Consider the following 21,527-nt stretch of genomic DNA (forward strand, 5'->3'; position numbering starts at 1 on the left):
GATCACGGCGCCTCCGCCAGAACATCGGCGGTGGCGCCGTCGATCGATTCCCGGATGATGTCTGCGTGGCCGGCATGCCGGGCCCACTCCTCGACCTGGTGCAGGACCAGGAACCGCACGGTGAACGGCACGCCCTGATCGAGCCAGACTGCGGCCCCCGCGGGAATGTCGACGACGCGGTCGAGGTCGGGTTCCGCGCGCAGCCTTGCCGCGAAACGACCGGCTGTGGCGTCGAGGCGCGCGACCTGGTCGGCGACGGACTCTTCGTCGTCGACCTCCCATCCGGCCATCCACGCGGCGACCGGGTCGGAGGCGCGGCTCTGCTCACCGGAGATCCGGTCGATGGTCGCTTCGAGACCGTCGATCAGGTGGTTGAGCAGCGCCGCCAAGCTCATCGCCGACGCACTCGGGATACTGCGCGCCTGTTCCGCTGTCAGACCGGACAACGATCCGTGTAGTCCGGCGAACTGGTTTCCTAGGATCGTCAGCAGCAGTTCGGTTTCTCGGTCGGTCTGTGTGGTCATGCCTGAAGTATCGGCGCATTCGCGGACGACTTCGGTCCGGAATCTGCGAATTGGGTGCGATACAGCTCGGCGTAGCGTCCTCCGGCCGCGAGCAACTCCTGGTGCCCGCCGCGTTCGACGATGCGCCCGGCCTCGACCACGAGAATCTGATCGGCCGCCCGAATCGTCGACAAACGGTGCGCGATCACGACCGATGTGCGCCCTGCGAGTGCCTCGGTGAGTGCTTCCTGCACGGCGGCTTCCGACGTCGAATCCAGATGCGCGGTCGCTTCGTCGAGAATCACCACGCGCGGTTGTGCCAGCAGCAGACGCGCGATGGTCAATCGCTGACGCTCACCACCCGAGAGGCGGTAACCGCGTTCCCCGACGACGGTGTCGAGACCACTCGGCAGGCTCCGGATCAGTTCGTCGAGCCGGGCGCGGCGTAGTGCGTCCCATACCTGCTCCTCGGTGGCCTCGGGCCGGGCCAGCAGCAGATTCCCGCGGACCGTGTCGTGGAACAGGTGGCCGTCCTGCGTCACGAGGCCGACCGTCTCCCGTATCGAATCCGCAGTCAGCGTCCTCACGTCCGTGTCGCTGAGCAGCACGGCTCCCGTGTCGACGTCGTACAACCGCGGGATCAGCTGCGCAATGGTCGATTTCCCCGCTCCCGAGGATCCGACGAGCGCGACCATCTCGCCCGGCTCGACGCGGAACGACACGTCGTGCAGCACCGTCTCGCCGCCGCGCGAGTCGAGCACCGCGACCTCTTCGAGCGATGCGAGCGACACCTTGTCGGCCGACGGATATGCGAAACCCACATCGCGCACCTCCACTGCGACCGGGCCGTCCGGAACGGGTTTCGCGTCGGGGATCTCGCGGATCAGTGGCGTCAGGTCGAGGATTTCGAAGACCCGCTCGAAGCTCACCAGCGCGCTCATCACGTCCATCCGCGCGCTGGCCAGCGCGGTCAGCGGGGAGTACAGGCGGGTGAGCAACATCGCCATCGCCACGACCGAACCCGGATCGAGCTGTCCACGTAGCGCGTAGAAGCCGCCGAGTCCGTAGACCAGTGCGAGCGCGAGTGCAGAGACGAGCGTCAGGGCGGTCACGAACACGGTCTGGAGCATCGCAGTGCGAACACCGATGTTGCGGACGCGTCGTGCGCGCACCGCGAACTCGGACGATTCGTGGGCGGGGCGACCGAACAGCTTGACCAGCGTCGCGCCGGGTGCCGAGAATCGCTCGGTCATCTGTGTGTTCATCACCGAATTGTGGTTGGCCGCTTCGCGGCTCAGCTGAGCCAGCTTCGCGCCCATCGTGCGTGCGGGAATGATGAAGATCGGCAACAGCAGCAGCGCCAGCAGGGTGATCTGCCACGAGATGCCGAACATGACGACAAGAGTGATCACCAGCGTGACGACGTTTCCGGCGACACCCGACAGCGTGTCGCTGAACGCGCGCTGCGCACCTATCACGTCGTTGTTCAATCGCGAGACCAGCGCACCGGTGCGAGTGCGGGTGAAGAACGCGATCGGCATGCGCTGCACATGATCGAAGACCGTTGTGCGCAGATCGAGAATCAGGTCTTCACCGATGCTGGACGACAGCCACCGATTGACGATGCCCAGGCCTGCCTCGACCAGCGCGATCGCGGCGATGATGACCGCCAGCCATACGATGACCGACAGCGCGGCGTTGTCGACGATCGCGTCGATGACACGGCCGGCGAGGACCGGTGTCGCCACCCCGAGTGCTGCGATGAGCACACTCAGGATCAAGTACGCGATGATGTTGCGCCGATGTGGCCGGGCGAATGCGCCGATCCTGCGCATTGTTGCGCGCGAGAACGGGCGTCGGTCGCTCTCGGCGTGCATCGCGTTGTACATCGCGTTCCACGCCGTGACTTCCATGCTCATGGGTGAGCCCTCCTTGTGTCGCGCTCGACGCTAAGACCTCGAGTGCGCTCGAGGTCAAGCGTAGGCGCGGGGGAGGGCTAGTTCGCCACGTCGATCACCAGACGTGTGGGATCGGTGAGGGCAGAGACGGAGAACGGCGTCTCTGGGGCGGACACTCCGATGAACGACTGCGTCACGCCCTCGAACACGCCCGAGCCGTTGACCTCCACCACCGAGCCGCCCGGCGAGCCGAGAACCGGGTTGGGGCCCGAGTACGGCTCGACACCACTGTCGAACGGATACGCGGATCCGTCTATGAGTACCTGGATCACGGCGCCTCCCGCGAGTGGGATCTCGTTGCCGCTGCCGTCCTGGACCGCCTCGTCGACGTAGCCGACACGCCAACCGGGCGTGCCCTCCCCGCCCAGTTCGTAGACGACACGGTCGAAGCCGTCATGCCTGCCGGTGCGGATATCGGTGACCGTGAGCTTCGCGCCGTCCCCCGCGGGGGAGACCTTGTCGGCTGTGTCGGTCGGGGTGGTCGCCGGAGCATCCGGAGATTCGACCTGCGTCTCGATGGACGCGGCGGGATCGGGCACGGGGTCCCCGTTGGCGGTGCACCCCGCAAGAACCAACGCGGCGGCAGTGACGGCGAGGGCGTGACGGGTGCGAAGCATGCGCCTCATGATACGGCGTGATTTGGCGGGATCGAGGGAGGCGCGATGAAGGTATTGACGCGGGCGGGCCCGAGTTACACAATTCAACACACGATGATTTCAACACTCGATGAATTGAGTGCGCCATGAATGTCGCTTCCGAATCCTTCGCCGTAGACGTCCGTGATCTGCAGGTCCGCCGCGGTACTCACCGAGCGCTCGTAGATGTGAACGTGAAGGTCGGCCGAGGATCGATCACCGGGTTGCTCGGCCCCTCGGGTTGTGGAAAGACCACCCTGATGCGGTCGATCGTCGGCACTCAGATCGTCGAATCCGGCAGTGTCACCGTGCTCGGGAAACCCGCCGGTTCCGCAGACCTGCGCCGACGCGTCGGGTACGTCACCCAGGCTCCGAGCGTGTACCTCGATCTGTCGGTCACCGAGAACGTCTCCTACTTCGCTGCGCTCTACGGCAGACGAGGCTCCGCCGTCGCCGACACGATCGCCGCCGTCGGACTGACGGACCATGCACGCAATGCCGCGAGTGCTCTCTCGGGAGGTCAGCTCGGGCGCCTGTCGCTCGCGTGTTCCCTCGTCGGAGACCCTGAGCTGCTCGTACTCGACGAGCCCACCGTCGGCCTCGATCCGGTCCTGCGTGCCGAACTGTGGGAACACTTCCGAACCCTGGCTGCGCGCGGCACCACCCTGCTCGTCTCCAGCCACGTCATGGATGAGGCCGACCACTGCGACGAACTGGTCCTGCTCCGAGACGGCCGATTGATCGCGCAGCTCACGCCGGGCGAACTACGCGATCGGACCGGCGAGCCGAGCCTCGAAAATGCCTTCCTCCGCCTGATCCGAACCTCGACGGGAGCATGATCATGAGCGCCCTCATCTATGCCTCCACCACCACCCGTATCCTTCGGCAGCTCAGATCCGACCACCGCACGGTCGCCATGATCGTGTTCGTGCCGAGCCTGCTGATGATCCTGCTGTACTTCATGTACCAGAACGCACCTGTCGGGCCGGGCGGCTTCTCGCTGTTCGATCGGATCGCCGTGACCATGCTCGGGATCCTGCCGTTCGTCGTGATGTTCCTGGTCACGTCCATTGCGATGCAGCGCGAGCGAAGCTCGGGCACACTCGAGCGGCTTCTCACCACACCGTTGACGAAACTCGACCTGCTTGCCGGATACGGCAGCGCGTTCTCCCTCGCAGCGGCACTCCAGGCCGGGCTTGCATGCGCCGTGGCGTTCTGGCTGCTCGGCGTCACCAGCGCAGGGTCGGTGGCATGGGTGCTCGTGACGGCAGTGCTGGTCGCGGTGCTCGGTGTGTCGCTGGGATTGCTGTGTAGCGCCTTCGCCCGCACCGAATTTCAAGCCGTGCAATTCATGCCGGTGCTCGTCATCCCGCAGTTCCTGCTGTGCGGTCTGCTCGTTCCGCGCGACCAACTGCCGGACTGGCTCCGCTGGATCAGCAACGTGCTCCCGCTCAGCTACGCGGTGGAGGCGTTGCAGGAGATCACCCAGTACCCGGGGACCACCGCCGTCATGGTGCGTGACCTCATCGTCGTTGCTGCTTTCGCCGCGGCAGCCCTTGCGTTCGGCGCTGCGACACTGCGTCGGCGGACGGAGTGACCACCGAATCGCCCGGCACACGGCGTCCGGGCCGGCGCCCCGGCAACTCGGGTGCCCGCGAGTCGATCCTCGTCTCGGCGCGGGAGTTGTTCGCCTCCAACGGGTTCGACAAGACGACCGTGCGGGCAGTGGCGGCACGCGCAGGTGTGGATCCAGCGCTCGTACACCATTACTTCGGCACGAAGATGGAGCTGTTCACCGCATCCATCGCGCTGCCCGTCGATCCTCGAGATGTTCTCGCGCCGGTGTACGAGACGCCGGTCGAGGAACTCGGTCATGCACTCGCCTCCGCACTGATCGGAGTGTGGGAGTCCCCGCACCGCGACGCGGCAGTGGCGATGTTCCGCGCGCAGATCGCGGGCGGCGACACCGGACTGATCCGGACGTTCCTGCTCGAGGTCGCGCTCGAACCGCTCCTCGGCAGGATCGACCTGCCCGAAGGCACCGGCCGGTTGCGCGCCGAATTGGTGGCAACCCAGATGACGGGGGTGATGCTGGTGCGCTATGTTCTCGGGTTCGAGCCGTTGGCGTCGCTGCCGTCCGAGCAACTCATCGAGATCATCGCGCCGACAGTTCAACGCTATCTCACGGGTGAGCTACCCGACGGCGCCGGATCGGATCACCACGGCACGGGTCCGTGACGGTCGATGAACATCCCCGCCGGTGAATCGGCGGTACACGCCTCGACGATCGCGTCGGTGCCGTCCTCGACCGATTGGGTGCCGGAGAAGCCGTTGAGTGCGGTGGCCGTGTAGCCGGGATCGACAGCCACGACCCGAATACTCGGAAGTGCTTTGGCATACATCGTTGCCACCATGTTCAAGGCCGCCTTCGACGACGGATACACCAGCCCGTGCAACGTCGATTCGATCCGCGCGGGATCGTTCGTCACGGCGAACGAGCCCATCCCGCTCGACACCATCACCAACCGCGGCGACGGGGACTGCGCGAGTAGCGGCAGGAAGATGTGGGTCACGCGGACCGGCCCGAGCAGGTTCACACCGAACACCGGAAGGAAATCGGTGGGGACGGTGTCGGTGGGTGCAGCGACACGGCCCGCGATACCGGCGTTGTTGACGAGAACATCGAGACCGGTGCCGGACTCGGACACCGCCCGGTAGGCGGCAGTGACCGAGTCGTCGCTCGTGACATCGAGTTCGACGACGCGGACATCGGCGTCGGGGCTGTCGACTCTGATCTTCCCCGCAACGTCGTAGCCGGCTTCGAGAGTCCGCACGCCCATCCAGACGGTGTGTCCGGCGGCGGCAAGACGACGGCAGGTTTCGGCGCCGAGGCCTCCGGTGGCGCCGGTGACGAGGACTGTGGATGCATTGTGAGTGGTCATGTCATCACGGTCGCCCGCTGGTTCGCGTTGTACCAGGGCCGGACGATCGTGGGATGGACCGTACTACCCATATGTGTAGGGTCTCGAGGACCGTGGCGGAATCTCACAGTGAGCAGCGGGCAGATGGCGGATCCGCCATTGTCGTGAGACACGCCCAGCCGAATGTCGGGTCAACGGATCACCAGGGTTGATGATCGATGGTGAAGGGCTGCGGTGGTGCGGCCCGCTTCGGTATCGAGGTTCCTGATGGCCGTTGATCTTGATCCGCATCCGACCTCTGTTGTGGCGAGCGTCCGCCGTAAGACGGATGGTGTTGAATCAGAAGTTGATTGGGGCGATGTCTCGCCGGAAGAGCTGGTCGACGCCGCTACACCGTGGCGAACGTTCCGCTGGTACCACGGTCAGAAGCACTATTCCGGCGCCTACTGGTCCAGTACGGAGCGGGCGCTGGTGATCTACGAGTCGCGGCTGGAGTTGGCTCGGCTGCTGCTGGCAGATTTCGATCGCTCGGTGCGGCGCATTCTCGCTCAGCCGTTCCTGCTCGAAGCCGACGTGGCGGGCGCGCGACGACGGCACGTGCCGGACTACCTACTGATGAGCGATGACGGTCCGATGGTTGTCGACGTGAAACCCGCTCGTCGGCTGGCGAAGCCGCAGGTTGCGCTGACCTTTGCGTGGACGCGACTGGTGGTGGAGTCACGTGGTTGGCGGTACCAGATTGCCAGCGAACCGGCAGAGCCGGAGTTGAATAATGTCCGATTCCTGGCCGGATATCGCCGTGACTGGCTGTTCGATGACGACTTGCTGGCGGGCCTGCGATCGGTCGACCTTCACGGCGCCACGCTCGGTGAGGCCGTCCGGTGCCTGCCAGGCCAGCCGGAACCCGTCGTGCGATCGGCTGTCCTGCACCTGTTGTGGCGGCACCATTTCACGGTCGACTTGAGCAAAACCTTGACCTCGCGGACCGTGCTGGGAATGCGTTCGTGACGGGCGCGGGTGTGCGGGTCGGTGTCGGGACTCGGTTCCTCTATGACGGTGAGACCGTCGAGGTGGTAGAGATGCTGTCGACCGCAGCCGGGAACGAGGTCGTCGTCAAGGACGCGACCGGCCGGCAGTATCGACGCTTCGCGCTGAAGGAACTCCTGGCATGCGAGCGCGCCCGGGTGATCCCAACCGGTCCCGGCCCGGCGAGCGACGACGATCAGGAAGTCGCCGGCGTGGTGCTGACCCAGCTGACCACGACCGAGCAGGAGCAACTCACCGCGCGAGCAGCCCATGTGCGTGAGGTGCTTACCGGATATCGGTCCGGAAACCCGCTGATCGCCGACCCCGACGAGCCACGCACCCAATACAGCGAGAATGTCGCGCTGTCGGACCGCTACGCCGCGAAAGCGGCCGAATTGGGGCTCGGAGTTCGCACAATCGAGCGCTGGGTCGGCAAGTTCCAGAAGTTCGGCGAGGCCGGGCTGGCGGTGCGGCGCGACCCTTCATCAGTGAGCTCAACGAGAACCGATGACCGGTGGGTCGAGACCGCTCTGGAGGTGATGGTCGAGCACACCGATCAGTCGCGACCGTCACGGACGATGGTGATCGAACGGGCGAACGCCCGGGTGGTGGCCCGGTTCGGGGCGGGCGTGGTGAAGCTGCCCTCGCGCGCGACTGCGTTTCGGATACTCGAGGATCTGGAGCGGCGACACCCGACGTTCCGGTTGAGCACCAAACGCAACCGGGACATCGCGACCCGACCGGACGAGCCATACGGGAAGCTGCGCCCGACCCGACCGGGCGAGTACCTGTTGATGGACACCACCCGGCTGGACGTGTTCGCCCTGGACCCGGTGACACTGCGGTGGGTGCAGACGGAATTAACGGTCGGGATGGACTGGTACACACGCTGTGTCGTCGGGATCCGGCTCACACCGGTGTCGACGAAGGCGGTCGACGCCGCCGCCACGCTGTATCAGGCGTTCCGGCCGCGACCGGCGGGCAAGGACTGGCCCGCGCACGCGGTGTGGCCCGAGCACGGGATTCCCCGGTCCCTGCTGATCGACCCCGACGCGATCGACGGGCCGATCGCCGGGACGGCGTCTCCGGCACTGGCGCCGGAGACCATCGTGATCGACCACGGAAAGATCTATGTCTCCGAACATCTGACCAGTGTGTGTCAGCGGATGGGGATCTCGATCCAGCCGGCCCGGCTGCGGACCGGCCGCGACAAGGGGCCGGTGGAGCGGTTCTTCCGCACCATCCGGGAGGACCTGTTGCAGGCGCTGCCCGGATACAAGGGCCCGGACCTGCATTCGCGTGGGGTGGCGCCGGAGTCGGAGGCGTTCTTCTACCTCGACGAGTTGGAGGCGATCATCCGCGAGTGGGTGGCGGTGGTGTACCACCACCGGCCGCACGAGAGCCTGCTCGATCCGCATCTGCCGTCGGTGAAGATGTCGCCGGCGGCGATGTTCGAGCACGGCATCGCCCGCGCCGGCTACATCGAGGTCCCGCGCGACCCGGACCTGGGGTACGAATTCCTCAAGGTGGAGTGGCGCACCCTCCAGCACTACGGGTTCGAGGTGCACGGCCGCCGCTATAACGGCGACCTGCCGCCCGGGTGCCGCGACGGTGCCAGCCCGTACCCGGACCGGGGAAAGGGCAAGGGCCGGTGGTGGCCACTGCACGTCGACCCGGACGACATCACCCGGATCTACCTGCGGGATCCCGCCTCCCGGCGGTGGTACCCGCTCGAGTGGGAGCACGCCCGGTCGATGCAGATGCCGCTCAGTGAGGACGCGTTGGCGTTCGCGCGCCGGTTGGCGAAGGCGAAGTACACCTACCCCGACGACCGGATCGCGGTCGCCGACCTGCTGGAGCGGTGGAATCTCGGCCTCGGGTCGAGCACGACCGAGCGGCGCATGGCATTGCGTATGGCCCGCGAGGACGCAGCGCTCGACCTCGAGCCACCACCGGGTCCGCACGAGGTGACCGAGCCCGTGCCGGGAGCGCGCGATGGCGCGACAGCGGTCAACACCGCGCGGAGCGACATCGACATCGGTGACGACGACGCCGAGGACGAGCCGGACCGGCCCGACGATGACGGCTTCTACGCCGATGCGCTGGAGTACCTGTGACGATCGCACTGATCCGGCAGCACCTGCAGGACTACGCGCCGCTGGGCAACGTGGCGCTCTCCCGCAAGGAAGGGTGGCGCGATTTCGCCGACGCCCCTTCCCTGGTCGCGCCGCAGGTGCTGACCCGCACGCAACTGAGAGCGCTCAGCGCGGACGACGCCGAGGTCTACAACCATTTTCGGCAGCTGTGGCACGCGAACCTGGGCCCGATCCGGACCCCGCAACTGACCGCGCTGCACGAGCAGCTGTCGACCGTGGTCGACAGCAACCTCCAGTTCGGCGACAAGGCCAAGGGTGCGGTCGCGATCGACGCCTACCCCGGCCTGGGCAAGACGACATCGATGCTGGCCTTCGCCAAGGCGTTCCACCTCCGCGAGATCCGGATCAAGGGCACCCACACCCGCGACGGGCACCAGCGGTGGCCGGTGTGCCGGGTCGGGTTGACCGGCAACACCGGCCTCAAGGAGTTCAACCGGGCGATGCTCGAGTTCTACGCCCACCCCGGGATCACCCGCGGCACCAGCGCCGACCTGTCCCGCCGCACCCTGGACTGCGTGACCTCCTGTGAGACAAGACTTCTGGTGGTCGATGATCTGCATTTCCTGCGCATGCACGCCACCAGCGGCGTGGAGATCAGCAACCACTTCAAATACATCGCCAACGAGTTCCCGGTCACCGTGGTGTTCATCGGGGTCAAGCTCGCCGAACGGGGCCTGTTCGCCGAGGCCCAGACGGCGCGGCGCACCACGCTGGTGGGGATGCGGCCGTTCGTCATCGACACCGACACCGGGCGCCGCGAATGGCGGACGATGCTGCTGGCGATCGAGCAGGGCTTGGTTCTCGCCGACAAGTACCCGGGCATGCTCGCCGACGACCTGTCGGACTACCTGTTCGCCCGCAGCACCGGACACATCGGGTCGCTGATGGTGCTGATCAACCGCGGCTGCCACCGCGCCGTCGGGACCGGACGCGAACGCCTGAATGCCGAGGTTCTCGACACCGTCAGCAACGACGAGGACGCCGAGGCCGCGCGGCGCGAACTGCAGGCCGCCCTCGAGGCGCGCCGCATCACCACCCGGCCGACACAGCGCCGTCGATGACCGGGGTGCGGTCCCTGCCGATCCGGGTGGCCCCGCTGCCCGGGGAGGCGATCGATTCCTGGCTCGAGGCCATCGCGCACCGCACCGGGACGCCGTTCGTCGACCTGGACATGGCCCTGCGCTCCGACGACAGCACTGCCGCTGGCAGGGTTCGGCGTCCGAACCTGTGGCCGATGCACCTGCGCCCGAATGACGCGGGCGCCATCGCCGCGGCGGCGGATCTGCCCGCGGCCGTTGTCGAGGCGATGACGTTGTCCCGATACGACGGGGTCGCCCTGTCGCTGAACGGCCGGAAGGGACGATCCACTGTGGGCTTCCCTTGGGGTCGCGGGCGCCGATCCCGGTACTGCCCGGACTGCCTCGCCGAGTCCGGTGGTCGGTGGCAACTGCAGTGGCGGCTGGGGTGCGTCTTCGCCTGCACCAAGCACCACTGTCTGCTGGCGGACACTTGCCCGCGCTGTGAAAGCTTCCAACGGTGCAGCCGTCCCCTACGGGAGGTCGTGCCGAGTCCGGGCCGCTGCGCCCACCGCAGTGCGGACACCGCTCGCCCGTGTGGGCTCATCCGGTGCGGTGCGGATCTGACATCGGCACCGGTGATGCGGTTGCGTCCGGATCACCCGGCGATCCGGGCCCAGCAACGCGTGCTCGATGTCCTCTCCGTCGGCCGGGGCACCTTCGGTGTGTACGCCGACCACTTCGTCGCGGCCCGCGTGGTGCTGGCCGATCTGCACGCCATCGCATCCCGCGTCCTCGTCTACGGCAGCATCGAGGAGATCGCCGAGCGAGTTCCCGCCGATCTCGCCGACGCATTGGCCCGGATTCGCTCGTCCACCGCGTCGGAAGCCCCAGCGTTGGGCGGATCGGAGCTGTCGGGGGCCGACGGGGCGATCGCCACCTCCGCCGCGGTGACCACGGCCATGACGGTGCTGGATCGGCCCGACATCGCCGGTGCCGGCGAGGCATTGCGGTGGCTGGTGCACGGCGGCCGGCGTCTGGGGCTGCCTGTCGACGCCGGAACCATGTGCGAGTGGGGCAGCGCCACCAGTACGATGTTGGCGGCCATCCAGCTCGCCGCGTTGCGGCCGCTGTTCGTCCGCGCCGTCGATCAGTTGCGGTACCGCAGCGCCGCCGCCCTCCCGAGCTACCCGTCGACGAGTGCTGTCGCGGTAGACGCTGCTGCCCGCCGCATCCCGACCCTGCTCTGGCCGGAATGGTCACTGCGATTCACGGTGGCCCCGTGCAGTCCGGAGCAGGTCCGACCGGCCCTGTCGGCAGCTCTGATGCTGGTGGGCACCACAGTCAGGCTCGGCGAGACCACCGACCGCCTGGGATCGGCGGTCCGAGCGGACGGGGTCACCCGCACGCTGGCATGCCTTCGGAACTCCCCACACTGGGACGACACCCTGACCGCACTGACCCGGCTGGCGGACCACCTCGCCGCGGAGCCGCCCCCGATCGACTACGACCGACGCCGACAACTGGACCATCGCGCACTGCTGCCCGACGACCTGTGGCACAAGATCTGCCGCCGGACCGGAACACCGCCCGGCGCCGGCCAGAAGGCGGACTTCGCCCGCTGCCTGCTATTCGAACGACTCAGCGGGCTCCCCGCGTCCCAGTCCCCATTCCTCGCAGACGATTACGACGTCCGCGCGAAACGGGCCGAGTTCCCGCGCACACTCACCCCCGCCCTGGCCGCGTTACTCGCTGCGGCGGCCCGGCGGTTCCTCGACGACCACGGACTGGACGAGGAACCGGTCTACTGGCATCCACCCCTGCATCTACTCGACGGGCTCGACCTACCCGGACCCGATCCGGGCGCCGTGGCCCTCGCCGCCCTCCACGACCTGACCCGTCACGAACACACCTCCCTGTCCGAGATCGCGCGGCAACTGGGCACCACCCTCGATGTCATCCGCCACCTCCTCGAAAACCATCCCGCACCCGCATCGCCCATGACCGCAGAGCGGTCCGGACGACGTGCCGCCCAGGCCGCGGCCGAGGAGGCCTTGAGCCGGTCACAGTTCGTCGACCTCTACTGCGTACAGCGCCGCACCCTCGCCGAGATCGCCGCGATGATCGGCGTCAGCAGGAAATCGGCAGGCCGGCTGGCACGACACCACGGCATCACCCCGACCGTCGGAGGGCCGCCAGTCGATCCGGCATGGTTCCACGACCAGTACGTCACCCAGCGACGAACACTGCGGGAACTCGGGCACGAGGTGGGACGCAGCGTGCCGCGGATGAGCCGGATCGCGAAGCAGTACGGCATCCCGATTCGCACACCACGCGACGCCGGCCGTGCACGTCACCTGAGCGAGTCGCACTGATCAGGGCAACTTGCATCGATCGCGTCGTCGGGATCCGTCTTTCGCCTAGTCGGCAGTCACCGGTTGTGCTGGCCGCAGACGAGTTCGGGGAGGGTGGTCCATCCGTGACCCTCGAGCCAGTTGAGGATCGGTTCGAGCAGGTCTTCGCCGGGCGAGCCGGTGACCAGGGGGCCGTCGCCGCACCGGGAGCAGTTGGTCACCAGGACGTGCCCGTGCGGTTGGCAGCGGGCGCAGTGGCGCGCCTCGTGCGGTTCGCCGCGATCGTCGAGGTGCAGCCAGACGGTGGCGAGGTCAGCGCGGTGCGAAACAAGGTCCCGAGGCGTTGTGGGCTGATACCCACAGGTAGGGCACGCCAGCGGTCCGGCCGCCGATGACGGTGTCACCGAAATCCTTGACGGCGAGGCCTTCTCCTCAGCGGTGATAGTTTCGGCGGTGAGCGTCTCCGCCGGCCGGGTCGGCAGGTGCCGGTAGAGGGTGGAGCGGGTGAGCCCGGTCTTGTCGGTGATCTCCGCGATGGTGTCGCCGCCGTCACGCAATTGGGTGGCGTAGGCGAGTTGGGCGTCGGTGACCACACTCGGCCTGCCGGTGCGTCGGCCCTTGGCGGTGGCGACCGTCCGGGCGTGCGCAGCCCCGTTCGACCGCGTAGGTGCGTTCCATCTGGCCGAACAACGCCAGCAGCACCACCGCCACCTGAGCCATCGGGTCGTCCGGATTCGTCGAGTCGATCCGGATCGGGTCCGCCAGGTTCCGGAATCCGATGCCGCGCTGGTGCAGGTCGTGAATCAGGTTCAGGGTGTCGCGGACGGTGCGGCCAAGCCGGTCGAGGGTATGCACCACGATCACATCACCTGTGCGGGCGTAGCCGAGCAGCGCCTGCAGTCCGGGTCGGTCGGTGCTGACCCCGGACTTCTTGTCCACGTAGATGTTCGGCTGGTCGATTCCCGCCTTGGTGAGCGCGTCGATCTGACGGGTGAGGTCCTGCTTGCTCGTCGACACCCGCGCGTATCCCAACTCCATGTGCGGAGCGTACCGAAAGTTAAATCTGTACGTAATTATGACACGGAATGTACAGCCTATTTTCGAGCTGCCACCTGGGCCTTTGCGGTATCCGGATCGGGTTAGATGGATCGCAAGTACGCGAGCGACGGGTATCACTCGGATCGACCGTCCCTGGGGCTGGGGTTGAGGGCCGTGGCCGATAGGCAAATTTCGTATTACGATAATGGATATGGCTGAGGAGACGATCAACGGAGCACCCGTCACGGACGGGATGATCCAGAAGTGGGCAGACGAGGCCGAGGCCGGTTACGACGTCGAAAAGTTGCGCAAACGCGGTCGACCGACCGTGGGGGACGGCCCCGGCGCAGTGGTGCCGGTACGGATGGACGAGGCATTGTTGAAGGCCTTGAACGCGCGTGCCGAGCAGGAGCATGTTTCCCGATCCGAGGCGATTCGAGAAGCTGTGCGTGCCTGGACCCAGGTCGCGTGAAGGCGCATAAATCTGCGCTCAAACACGGGATCAGCGAAAACGATGGCATCTACGCGGCAGAGCATCACGTGTATACCGCTGGTCTGGACGACGACAACCCCGCGCGCGAGTTCCGGCTGGGTTTCGACCCCAACGGTCGGCTCCTGGAACTGGTTGTCCTGCGCTTCGACAGTGGGAACGAGCTGCTCATTCATGCCATGAAGGCTCGCTCGCAGTACTTCGACCTCTTGTAGCGATCACGGCGGCGGCCGGTGCGAGATCCGCCCCTTGGAGGCGAACGATCCGATCGAGTGGGGCGGGATATGTACCACGATCATCGGGCGTGGCCGAGCAGCGCCTACAGTCCGGAACGTTCGGTGGTGGCCCCGGATTTGTTGTCCACGTAGAACGTTCGCCTGGGTCTATTCCCGCCTTTGGTGAGCGGCGTCGATCTGCTGCGCGAGGTTCTGCTTGGCGGTCGACACCCGGGCTCTGCGGAGCGTACCGAAAGTCAGGTCCTGGATGTGAGACGTGGGTTCGAATTCGGACTGAGGTCGGGGGTTCGGTTCGGCGTTCGCGAATCAACGCGAAGTCGGCTGAACCTCCCGTTCGCCGCGTGCGAGTTCCATGACGGAGTCGGCCAGCTGGGACATCAGGATTTCGTGTGAGGTCGGAGAACCGGCCTGCAGGGCAAGGAAGGCGCCGTCGAATCCCGCCAGGGCAAAGTCGACGATGCGGTCGCTGACACGGGCGGCCGTCGCCTCACCCCATGACCCGAGGGTCGCCTGGAGCAAGGTGTTCAGGCTCTGACGTCCGCGCTCACGCACCCGGTGCACGATCTCCCTGATGTCGTCGGACTCGTTGCCCAACAACAGGATGACGAACAGCCGCAAGAATTCCGGGTGGGCGACGAAAACCTCGCCGACGCCGCGCAGAGCTCGGTGCAGGTGGGCGTCCGCAGTCTCGTCCGGCAGTGCCGGCGACGGTCGTACGTCGGCGAAGAAGCGCTCCGCGCCCCGCTCCATCACCGCCGCGAGGATGCCGGCCTTGGAGTTGAAGTGCCAGTAGATCGAGCTGTTCGGCAGGCCTGACTCGCGGGCGATGTCGGCGACGCTCGTTCCTTCGAATCCGCGGGTGGCCATCATCCGGGAGGCGGCGTCAAGGATCTCGTCGCGAGACCTCGCACCCTGGGCCATGCGCTTGTTCGGTCGCTTCGCTGCTGGTGGCACACGACGAAGTGTAGGCGATATTTCTGGAGTGTCTATTCCAGAACTCTTGACAGGCGTGATCCCTGCGAGTGTAATCGGGGCCACAGACTTCTGTCTGGAACGTTCAGTCCAGAATTTGAGGGAGTGCCATGAGCACCAATTACGACACCGACGTCGCAATCATCGGATACGGCCCGTCCGGCGTCGCGGCCGCGAACGCGCTGGGCGCGCTCGGGGTCACCGCAATCGCCTTCGAGCGCGACCACGACATCTACGCCCGGGCTCGCGCCGTCACCGTCAACGACTGGACGATGCGCCACTTCCAGTCCGTCGGCCTGGACCAGCAGGCCAAGGCCGAGATGGACCCGACAGTCGCGCTGCGGTGGATCACCTACGACGGCGCCGAGCTGCTCCGCACACCGTTCCCACCCGGCGAGCTCGGCCACGCCACCTCGTACGCCATCTACCAACCCGCGCTCGAGCAGACGCTGCGCGACGGCGCCTCGCGCTACGGCGACAAGATCCGCGTGGAGTACGGCGCGACTGTGGTCGACGTCGCCCAGGATGCCGACGGGGTCACCGTGACGACCCGAGACATGGTGACGGACGAGGAGTCGAGCGTCCGCGCCCGCTACGCACTCGCATGTCACGGTGGCGAGGCGCGCACCCGCGAGCACCTCGGGATCAACCTCCTCGGCGACACGCTCGATGTGCGCTGGGTTGTCATCGACGGCAAGGTCAAGCGCTGGTGGCCCAACCGCCACATCCTCACCTTCTGGTCGGACAAGGAGCGCCCCGTCGTCGACATAGCGCTCGGCCGCGACAACCACCGCTGGGAGATCCCACTCAACCCGGGCGAGACCGACGCCGACTTCGACAGCCCCGAGAAGATCTGGCCCTTGCTCGAGTCGGTCGGCGTCTCGCACGAGGAGATCGACATCCACGGCTGGGCGTTCTACAGCCACCACATCCGATCTGCCGAGAAGTGGCGACTCGGAGAGCGCCTCTTCCTGCTCGGCGATGCCGCCCACCTCATGCCCCCGTGGGCCGGATCCGGCATGCAGTCGGGCATCCGGGACGCGTTCAACCTCGCCTGGAAGCTGGCCGGCGTCCTCGACGGCACCTTTCCCGAGACAATCCTCGACTCCTACGAGGCCGAGCGGCGACCCAACGTCGACTTCTACACCGACGTCTCGATCCAACTCGGCCGCATCATCAAGCAAGAGCTCACGCCCGAGGAGCAGGCCGGGTTGGCCGCAGCTCAGGAGTCCGGCGAGCTGCCGCCGCTGTTGTGGCCGCCGACCTACCCCGCCGGATGGTTCACCGGCATCTCCACCGATCCGATGGGCATGCCCGAGGGCGCAGTCGGGCGGATGATCCCGCAGCCACGTGCGGCCAACGTTCAGGGTCTCATCGGGCCGCTCGACGATCTCCTCGGCAGCGGGTTCGTCGTGCTCGGCGACAACGTCGACCCGGCCACGGTCCTGTCCCCGGCGGAGAAGACCTCATGGGATGCGATTGGTGTCCGGTACGTCGCCGTGCGCGCCGCAGACCAGGCCACCGAGGGTCCCGAGGACGTCGTCGACATCGACGGCACCCTCCTCGCCTGGCTTCGCAGGTACGGCGCCCGCGTGGTCGTCGTACGTCCCGATCGGTTCGTGGCCGCTGCGGACAGCACCGGCCTCTCCATCCCCGCTCTCTGATCACAGCAAGGAGTCACCATGACCACCACCGTCAAAGAACTCGCGTACGTCGGCATCGAGGCCTCCGACCTCGATGCCTGGAGCGACTTCCTCGGACAGTTGCTCGGCGTGATGCCGGCTCGTCACACCGAGGACGTCCGCACATTCCGGATCGACGACCGCATCCACCGCCACATCATCGAGCGCGGCCCGAAGAACGACGTCTCGTTCGTCGGTTACGACTGCGGGTCCGATGCCGACCTCGAAGAGGTCGTCGCGTTGCTCCGAGCCCAAGGGCACGAAGTCACCGAGGGCGACGAAGCGCTCAGAACCGAGCGCGGAGTCCAGCGGGTCTTCATCACCCACGACCCGGAACAGATCCGCGTCGAGCTGATCACCGGTCTCGCCGCGGCGACCGAGCCCTACCGCAACGATGTCAACACCGGCGGCTTCCAGACCCAGCAAGGGGGTGCCGGCCACATCTTCCTACTCTGCGGAGAAGGCATGCGCGACGTGATGCTCGAGTTCTACGGCTACCTCGGCTTCAAGCTGTCGGACTACATCAAGGAGGAGATGGCGCCCGGCGTCTACATCGACGCGGCGTTCACCCACTGCAACGGCCGCCACCACACCCTCGCGATCGCCGAGGCCCCGGCGCCGTTCAAGCTGCACCACTTCCTGATCGAGAACAACCTCCGCGAGGACGTCGGCCTGGCCTACGACCGTATCCTCGAGGCCCGCGTGCCGCTGCTCATGACCCTCGGCATGCACCCGAACGACAAGATGTTCTCTTTCTACGCCCACTCACCCTCCGGTGTTGCCGTCGAGTTCGGCTGGGGCGGTCTCATCATCGAGGACGACGAAGCCTGGGAAGTCACCCAGTACGACGCGATTTCGATGTGGGGGCACAAGAACTCGCGGGAGCTCGGGAAGTGGCTCATCGAGAGTGCCGACCGCGGCGACGAGCTCCAGCGCGCAGCCGTCGACGAGGCCGTCGCCGCTGCGGCGGAGGTCCAGTCGTGAGGGCCACCTGTGACACCGTGGCCGCCAGCGGAGCGATGGTCAGCGGGCAGGTCACCAGCCGGGATGTTGATGCCGGAGACCATCGGCTCCGGGTCTACACCTGCGGTGATCGGGTGCTCCCGGCCGTTGTGCTGGTCCATGGCTCGGGGCCGGGTGTCAGTGCACCGTCGAACTGGGAGCACCTGCTTCCGGTGTTCGCCGAGGCCGGCTACTTCGCGATCGCACCCGACGTCCTCGGTTTCGGCGACTCCGAGCATCCGGACCCGGCACCGGCCGGTGGAATGCCGGAGTACACCGACCTTCGCGCCACTTCCCTGATCGCCCTGCTCGACGCACTGGGCATCGGCAAGGCCCACTTCATCGGGAACTCGATGGGCGGCATGATCTCGCTGCGCATCGCACAGATCGCGCCCGAGCGCGTCGACCGGATGATCCTGATGGGATCCGGCGGTGCACCGATGAAGCCGACCGACGACCTCATGCGGCTCATCACCTTCTACGACGACCCGTCTCCAGAGGCCATGGCCGGCCTGCTCATCCGTTTCGTCGACAACACCGATCTGTTCGCCGGCAAACTCGACCAGATCGCGGCGGACCGAGCTGCAAAAGCCAACCGGCCCGACATACGCCGCTCCCATCTGGCGACCTTCAACCCTGCGTTCAACCCGGTCGGGTACAGCGAGGAAGCGCTCGCGCAGATTAAGAACGAGACACTGGTGCTCCACGGTCGCGAGGACCGGATGCTGCCGGTCCGGGCCGGCTACTACCTCGCCGAGAACCTCCCGAATGCACAGCTCCACGTCCTGCCGCACGCTGGTCACTGGATCCAGATCGAGCAAGCCGAGCGTTTCGTCGAGCAGGCGAAACTGTTTCTCGGCGAACCTTCGACCCTGCCGTCCGACCGTCGGACCCGACAGGACAACACCTGATCAAGCTCGCCACCATTCGCACGCCCGGCGGCATCCGCGCCGTTCGTCTTGAGAACCAACTTGACGGCTATGTTCTCGTCGACCTCGGCGCGGCCGACGTCGGCGAACTGCTCAGCGTCCTGATCACCCGTCGCGGCAGGACATCAGCACGGCCCGCCTGCTTCCTGAGCGCTGAAGAAATGCCAGGGAATTGAGACAGATTGCGGTGGCCGTGCCATGAGACAAGCGGCAATTCAGCAGGTTGCAGCGCCTCAAGATGCCACCGGCGGCGAGAACCTACAATATGCCACGACAAGACGTCATGCTGGATTCCATGGCGATCAACCGCACCGAACTGGCGGCAGTGCTGCGACACGCTCGCGAACTGATCTCACCGGGCGAGGTCGGTCTCCCGTCAGGGGTGCATCGCCGCACCCCGGGGTTGCGCCGCGAGGAGGTGGCGATGCTCGCGGGCATCAGTGTCGACTACGTCGTCCGACTCGAACAGGGACGCGGATCGGTTCCGTCAGCGCAGGTCCTCGGAGCACTGGCCAGGGCACTACGACTCGATCTCGACGGACGCAACCAGTTGTTCCATCTGGCAGGTGTTGCGCCTCCCGGCCCGGGCGTGATCGACATGCACGTGCGGCCCAGCGTGCTGCGCCTGATCGACCGGTTCGCAGACCTGCCCGTCGTGGTGATGAGCGCGAAGGGTGATGTCCTCGCGTGGAACGCGATGGCCTCTGCGCTGCAGGGTGATTGGTCGGCGTTGCCACCGCATCGCCGGAATATCAACAGACTGCGGTTCCTCCCCGATCCAGCGGATCCTCGGATGAGCACGGTCGGTGCCACCGAGGAAGAATTCGAGGCGACGGCGCAGCAGTCGGTCGGGAGTCTTCGGTCGGCGGCTGCCCGCTACCCCGACGACACGGGCTCGAGCGCGCTCGTGCACGAACTACGGACCAAGTCGGCACACTTCGCCGAGTTGTGGGACAAGGGCACCGTCGGCGGGTGGCGGAACCACACGAAGACGGTGAATCATCCCGCGTTGGGCCCGATCGTTCTCGACTGCGACGCCCTGCACATCCCGGATGTCGACCAATCGGTCATCGTGTATTCGGCTGCACCCGGTACACACGCTGCGGAGTCGCTCGCGTTGTTACGCGTTCTGGGTGTTCACGAGTTGTCCTCCAGATAGACCAGGCCGTTGCCGTCGGGGTCGGCGAAGGAGAACATCGCCGGCACGCCCTCCATCCGGATCAGATCGTCGTTGTGCAGGGTGGTCCCGGACGAGCGGATCGCGTCGTGCGCGGCTCGCGCATCGGAAGTGCCCAAGCGGGTTGCGACCGGGATCTCGCTGTCTCGCGGGAGGAGCAGCAGCGAGACCTCCGAACCGGGCGGCGCGACCTCGACCAGCCGTGCACCAGGCCAGATCTCGATGTCGGTGCGGAGTTCACACCCCAGTACCTCGGTGTAGAACTTCAGGGCGGCGTCCTGGTCGGCCACCGGAACCGACACGCTCAGCACTTTCGTTGTCATGGTCATGCTCGGGTAGACCGCACGGGAGACCGGAATTCATCACGGCGACAGTCGCCGGATCGGTAGCAACCGATCAGGATGTCTGCTCACGCAGGTAGGCGATGTCGTCGGCGAGTCCGCCCGCGGGGGTCTCCAGGATCACCGGCGCATTCGCCTTCAACGCGACCTCGGCGAGCAACTGCGGGTCGATAGTGCCGTCGGCGAGATTCGCGTGGCGGTCGCGGGCGGAATCGAACTCGTCGCGAGAGTTGTTCAGATGCACGAGATCGATGCGACCGATCAGCGCACGCACTCGTTCGACGGCGTCGACGAGATCCTCACCTGCCGCCCACGCGTGGCATGTGTCGAGGCAGAACCCGACGTCGTAGTCTCCGATCACATCCCACAGCCGGCCGATGGCGTCGATGTAGCGGGCCATCGCGAAATCTCCGCCGGCGGTGTTCTCGACGAGGATCGGCACCGCGAACCCGCCCTTGTCCTCTTGTCGTTCGAACAGTTTGCGCCAGTTCTGGACGCCGGAGGCCACGCTCTCGCCGTCACGGACGTGCCCGCCGTGTACGACGAGGCCGAAGGCGCCGATCTTCGCCGCGGCGTCCGCGTGCTCGGCGACGGCTTTGCGTGACGGCATACGAAGCCGGTTGTTCAGGCTCGCCACGTTGATGACGTACGGCGAGTGCACCACGACGTCGATCTCGGACGCGAGTATCTGCTCGGTACGAGGATGCTCGCCCGGCGTGTGCCATTTCTGCGGGTCCGACAGGAACAGCTGCACCAGATCTGCGCCGAGCCGTTCGCCCTGGCCGATGGGATCGTCGTCCTGACGGACATGAGCACCTATCCTCATGCCCTCCAGTCTCACAACAGTCGACGAGAAATCCAATACTCCCTCACACTCACCGATACTTCTTCCGACCTCCTTCGCCCCTCGAGGAGACCACGGAATACCGCAGCATCCTGCGTAGCGTAAGTTCACATTCCCTATTCGTCGACCCGATTCCGATCGCCGCAGTATCGCAGAAACAACCCTCGTGTATCCCGGCACGACCCCGTCGCGCACGTCCGGGACGCCGCGGTGCGGGCCGAACAGAACATGTCGGTACCCCGCGATA

22 protein-coding genes are annotated in these 21,527 nt (G+C 66.5%); 13 read left to right on the top strand and 9 right to left on the bottom strand.

Annotated features, from left to right (window positions below):
• Window positions 1–2: 2 nt before the first annotated feature.
• From Q7514_RS27090 to Q7514_RS27100, 3 genes are all read right to left on the bottom strand, one after another.
• Window positions 3–524, bottom strand: a complete 522-nt coding sequence (locus Q7514_RS27090) for a mycothiol transferase (RefSeq protein WP_330136360.1) — start codon at window positions 522–524, stop codon at window positions 3–5.
• Window positions 521–2,422, bottom strand: a complete 1,902-nt coding sequence (locus Q7514_RS27095; RefSeq protein WP_330136361.1) for an ABC transporter ATP-binding protein — start codon at window positions 2,420–2,422, stop codon at window positions 521–523. The genes Q7514_RS27090 and Q7514_RS27095 overlap by 4 nt, the downstream gene beginning before the upstream one ends.
• 77 nt (window positions 2,423–2,499) lie before the next feature.
• Window positions 2,500–3,078 (bottom strand): AMIN-like domain-containing (lipo)protein, encoded by a 579-nt coding sequence (locus Q7514_RS27100; RefSeq protein WP_330136362.1) that lies wholly within the window; start codon window positions 3,076–3,078, stop codon window positions 2,500–2,502.
• Window positions 3,079–3,203: 125 nt separating this feature from the next.
• Here Q7514_RS27100 and Q7514_RS27105 point away from each other — a divergent pair, with 125 nt between their 5' ends.
• The 3 genes from Q7514_RS27105 to Q7514_RS27115 are packed head-to-tail and all read left to right on the top strand — an operon-like array spanning window position 3,204 to window position 5,334.
• Window positions 3,204–3,935 (top strand): ABC transporter ATP-binding protein, encoded by a 732-nt coding sequence (locus tag Q7514_RS27105; protein WP_330136363.1) that lies wholly within the window; start codon window positions 3,204–3,206, stop codon window positions 3,933–3,935.
• A gap of 2 nt (window positions 3,936–3,937) precedes the next feature.
• Window positions 3,938–4,693, top strand: coding sequence for an ABC transporter permease (locus Q7514_RS27110; RefSeq protein WP_330136364.1), 756 nt, complete (start codon window positions 3,938–3,940; stop codon window positions 4,691–4,693).
• A complete protein-coding gene (locus Q7514_RS27115) occupies window positions 4,690–5,334 on the top strand; it encodes a TetR/AcrR family transcriptional regulator (RefSeq protein ID WP_330136365.1) in 645 nt (214 codons plus the stop codon). Before Q7514_RS27110 ends, Q7514_RS27115 begins: the two co-directional genes overlap by 4 nt.
• Here Q7514_RS27115 and Q7514_RS27120 read toward each other — a convergent pair.
• Window positions 5,313–6,038: an SDR family NAD(P)-dependent oxidoreductase gene (locus Q7514_RS27120; RefSeq protein ID WP_330136366.1), complete on the bottom strand. Its 726-nt coding sequence runs from the start codon at window positions 6,036–6,038 to the stop codon at window positions 5,313–5,315. The two genes, Q7514_RS27115 and Q7514_RS27120, sit on opposite strands and share 22 nt — an antisense overlap.
• Window positions 6,039–6,251: 213 nt before the next feature.
• On the opposite strand from Q7514_RS27120, the gene Q7514_RS27125 reads away from it, so the two are divergent.
• Genes Q7514_RS27125 through Q7514_RS27140 form a run of 4 tightly spaced genes read left to right on the top strand, consistent with a single transcriptional unit; the run spans window position 6,252 to window position 12,590 of the window.
• Window positions 6,252–7,025: a TnsA-like heteromeric transposase endonuclease subunit gene (locus Q7514_RS27125; protein WP_330136367.1), complete on the top strand. Its 774-nt coding sequence runs from the start codon at window positions 6,252–6,254 to the stop codon at window positions 7,023–7,025.
• Window positions 7,022–9,160 carry a transposase gene (locus Q7514_RS27130; RefSeq protein WP_330136368.1) on the top strand — a complete coding sequence of 713 codons (2,139 nt, stop codon included), beginning with the start codon at window positions 7,022–7,024 and terminating at the stop codon, window positions 9,158–9,160. Before Q7514_RS27125 ends, Q7514_RS27130 begins: the two co-directional genes overlap by 4 nt.
• Window positions 9,157–10,260, top strand: coding sequence for an ATP-binding protein (locus tag Q7514_RS27135; RefSeq protein WP_330136369.1), 1,104 nt, complete (start codon window positions 9,157–9,159; stop codon window positions 10,258–10,260). Before Q7514_RS27130 ends, Q7514_RS27135 begins: the two co-directional genes overlap by 4 nt.
• Complete coding sequence (locus Q7514_RS27140) at window positions 10,257–12,590, top strand: TniQ family protein (protein WP_330136370.1); 2,334 nt, start codon at window positions 10,257–10,259, stop codon at window positions 12,588–12,590. The genes Q7514_RS27135 and Q7514_RS27140 overlap by 4 nt, the downstream gene beginning before the upstream one ends.
• A 56-nt stretch (window positions 12,591–12,646) precedes the next feature.
• On the opposite strand, the gene Q7514_RS33335 is transcribed toward Q7514_RS27140, so the two are convergent.
• Window positions 12,647–13,162: a helix-turn-helix domain-containing protein gene (locus Q7514_RS33335; RefSeq protein WP_330136371.1), complete on the bottom strand. Its 516-nt coding sequence runs from the start codon at window positions 13,160–13,162 to the stop codon at window positions 12,647–12,649.
• Window positions 13,119–13,607, bottom strand: a complete 489-nt coding sequence (locus tag Q7514_RS33340; protein WP_330136372.1) for a recombinase family protein — start codon at window positions 13,605–13,607, stop codon at window positions 13,119–13,121. The genes Q7514_RS33335 and Q7514_RS33340 overlap by 44 nt, the downstream gene beginning before the upstream one ends.
• Window positions 13,608–13,818: 211 nt before the next feature.
• Between Q7514_RS33340 and Q7514_RS27155 the strand changes: the two genes are divergently transcribed.
• A complete protein-coding gene (locus Q7514_RS27155) occupies window positions 13,819–14,079 on the top strand; it encodes a ribbon-helix-helix domain-containing protein (RefSeq protein WP_065923750.1) in 261 nt (86 codons plus the stop codon).
• Window positions 14,076–14,312, top strand: coding sequence for a hypothetical protein (locus Q7514_RS27160; RefSeq protein WP_064079968.1), 237 nt, complete (start codon window positions 14,076–14,078; stop codon window positions 14,310–14,312). Before Q7514_RS27155 ends, Q7514_RS27160 begins: the two co-directional genes overlap by 4 nt.
• Window positions 14,313–14,639: 327 nt before the next feature.
• On the opposite strand, the gene Q7514_RS27165 is transcribed toward Q7514_RS27160, so the two are convergent.
• Window positions 14,640–15,287: a TetR/AcrR family transcriptional regulator gene (locus Q7514_RS27165; protein WP_330136373.1), complete on the bottom strand. Its 648-nt coding sequence runs from the start codon at window positions 15,285–15,287 to the stop codon at window positions 14,640–14,642.
• Window positions 15,288–15,415: 128 nt separating this feature from the next.
• On the opposite strand from Q7514_RS27165, the gene Q7514_RS27170 reads away from it, so the two are divergent.
• From Q7514_RS27170 to Q7514_RS27185, 4 genes are all read left to right on the top strand, one after another.
• On the top strand, window positions 15,416–16,969 hold the full coding sequence (locus tag Q7514_RS27170; RefSeq protein ID WP_330136374.1) for an FAD-dependent monooxygenase: 1,554 nt from the start codon (window positions 15,416–15,418) through the stop codon (window positions 16,967–16,969).
• An 18-nt stretch (window positions 16,970–16,987) separates the two neighbouring features.
• Window positions 16,988–17,971, top strand: a complete 984-nt coding sequence (locus Q7514_RS27175; protein WP_330136375.1) for a VOC family protein — start codon at window positions 16,988–16,990, stop codon at window positions 17,969–17,971.
• Complete coding sequence (locus Q7514_RS27180; protein ID WP_330136376.1) at window positions 17,968–18,900, top strand: alpha/beta fold hydrolase; 933 nt, start codon at window positions 17,968–17,970, stop codon at window positions 18,898–18,900. Before Q7514_RS27175 ends, Q7514_RS27180 begins: the two co-directional genes overlap by 4 nt.
• 313 nt (window positions 18,901–19,213) lie before the next feature.
• Window positions 19,214–20,077, top strand: a complete 864-nt coding sequence (locus Q7514_RS27185; protein WP_241996996.1) for a helix-turn-helix domain-containing protein — start codon at window positions 19,214–19,216, stop codon at window positions 20,075–20,077.
• Here Q7514_RS27185 and Q7514_RS27190 read toward each other — a convergent pair.
• A complete protein-coding gene (locus Q7514_RS27190; protein WP_330136377.1) occupies window positions 20,056–20,424 on the bottom strand; it encodes a VOC family protein in 369 nt (122 codons plus the stop codon). The genes Q7514_RS27185 and Q7514_RS27190 overlap by 22 nt on opposite strands.
• A gap of 67 nt (window positions 20,425–20,491) precedes the next feature.
• Complete coding sequence (locus Q7514_RS27195) at window positions 20,492–21,262, bottom strand: deoxyribonuclease IV (protein ID WP_330136378.1); 771 nt, start codon at window positions 21,260–21,262, stop codon at window positions 20,492–20,494.
• Window positions 21,263–21,527: the final 265 nt, after the last annotated feature.

Origin of the sequence: Rhodococcus artemisiae (genome assembly GCF_036327795.1) — a bacterium.
Taxonomy (GTDB): domain Bacteria; phylum Actinomycetota; class Actinomycetes; order Mycobacteriales; family Mycobacteriaceae; genus Rhodococcus; species Rhodococcus artemisiae.

What these genes read in the sequence shown, in the direction of transcription:
- Q7514_RS27090 (WP_330136360.1), bottom strand. Translation starts at nt 524, where the DNA reads ATGACCACACAGACCGACCGAGAAACCGAACTGCTGCTGACGATCCTA.
- Q7514_RS27095 (WP_330136361.1), bottom strand. Translation starts at nt 2,422, where the DNA reads ATGAGCATGGAAGTCACGGCGTGGAACGCGATGTACAACGCGATGCAC.
- Q7514_RS27100 (WP_330136362.1), bottom strand. Translation starts at nt 3,078, where the DNA reads ATGCTTCGCACCCGTCACGCCCTCGCCGTCACTGCCGCCGCGTTGGTT.
- Q7514_RS27105 (WP_330136363.1), top strand. Translation starts at nt 3,204, where the DNA reads ATGAATGTCGCTTCCGAATCCTTCGCCGTAGACGTCCGTGATCTGCAG.
- Q7514_RS27110 (WP_330136364.1), top strand. Translation starts at nt 3,938, where the DNA reads ATGAGCGCCCTCATCTATGCCTCCACCACCACCCGTATCCTTCGGCAG.
- Q7514_RS27120 (WP_330136366.1), bottom strand. Translation starts at nt 6,038, where the DNA reads ATGACCACTCACAATGCATCCACAGTCCTCGTCACCGGCGCCACCGGA.
- Q7514_RS27140 (WP_330136370.1), top strand. Translation starts at nt 10,257, where the DNA reads ATGACCGGGGTGCGGTCCCTGCCGATCCGGGTGGCCCCGCTGCCCGGG.
- Q7514_RS33340 (WP_330136372.1), bottom strand. Translation starts at nt 13,607, where the DNA reads ATGGAGTTGGGATACGCGCGGGTGTCGACGAGCAAGCAGGACCTCACC.
- Q7514_RS27155 (WP_065923750.1), top strand. Translation starts at nt 13,819, where the DNA reads ATGGCTGAGGAGACGATCAACGGAGCACCCGTCACGGACGGGATGATC.
- Q7514_RS27170 (WP_330136374.1), top strand. Translation starts at nt 15,416, where the DNA reads ATGAGCACCAATTACGACACCGACGTCGCAATCATCGGATACGGCCCG.
- Q7514_RS27175 (WP_330136375.1), top strand. Translation starts at nt 16,988, where the DNA reads ATGACCACCACCGTCAAAGAACTCGCGTACGTCGGCATCGAGGCCTCC.
- Q7514_RS27185 (WP_241996996.1), top strand. Translation starts at nt 19,214, where the DNA reads ATGGCGATCAACCGCACCGAACTGGCGGCAGTGCTGCGACACGCTCGC.
- Q7514_RS27190 (WP_330136377.1), bottom strand. Translation starts at nt 20,424, where the DNA reads ATGACCATGACAACGAAAGTGCTGAGCGTGTCGGTTCCGGTGGCCGAC.
- Q7514_RS27195 (WP_330136378.1), bottom strand. Translation starts at nt 21,262, where the DNA reads ATGAGGATAGGTGCTCATGTCCGTCAGGACGACGATCCCATCGGCCAG.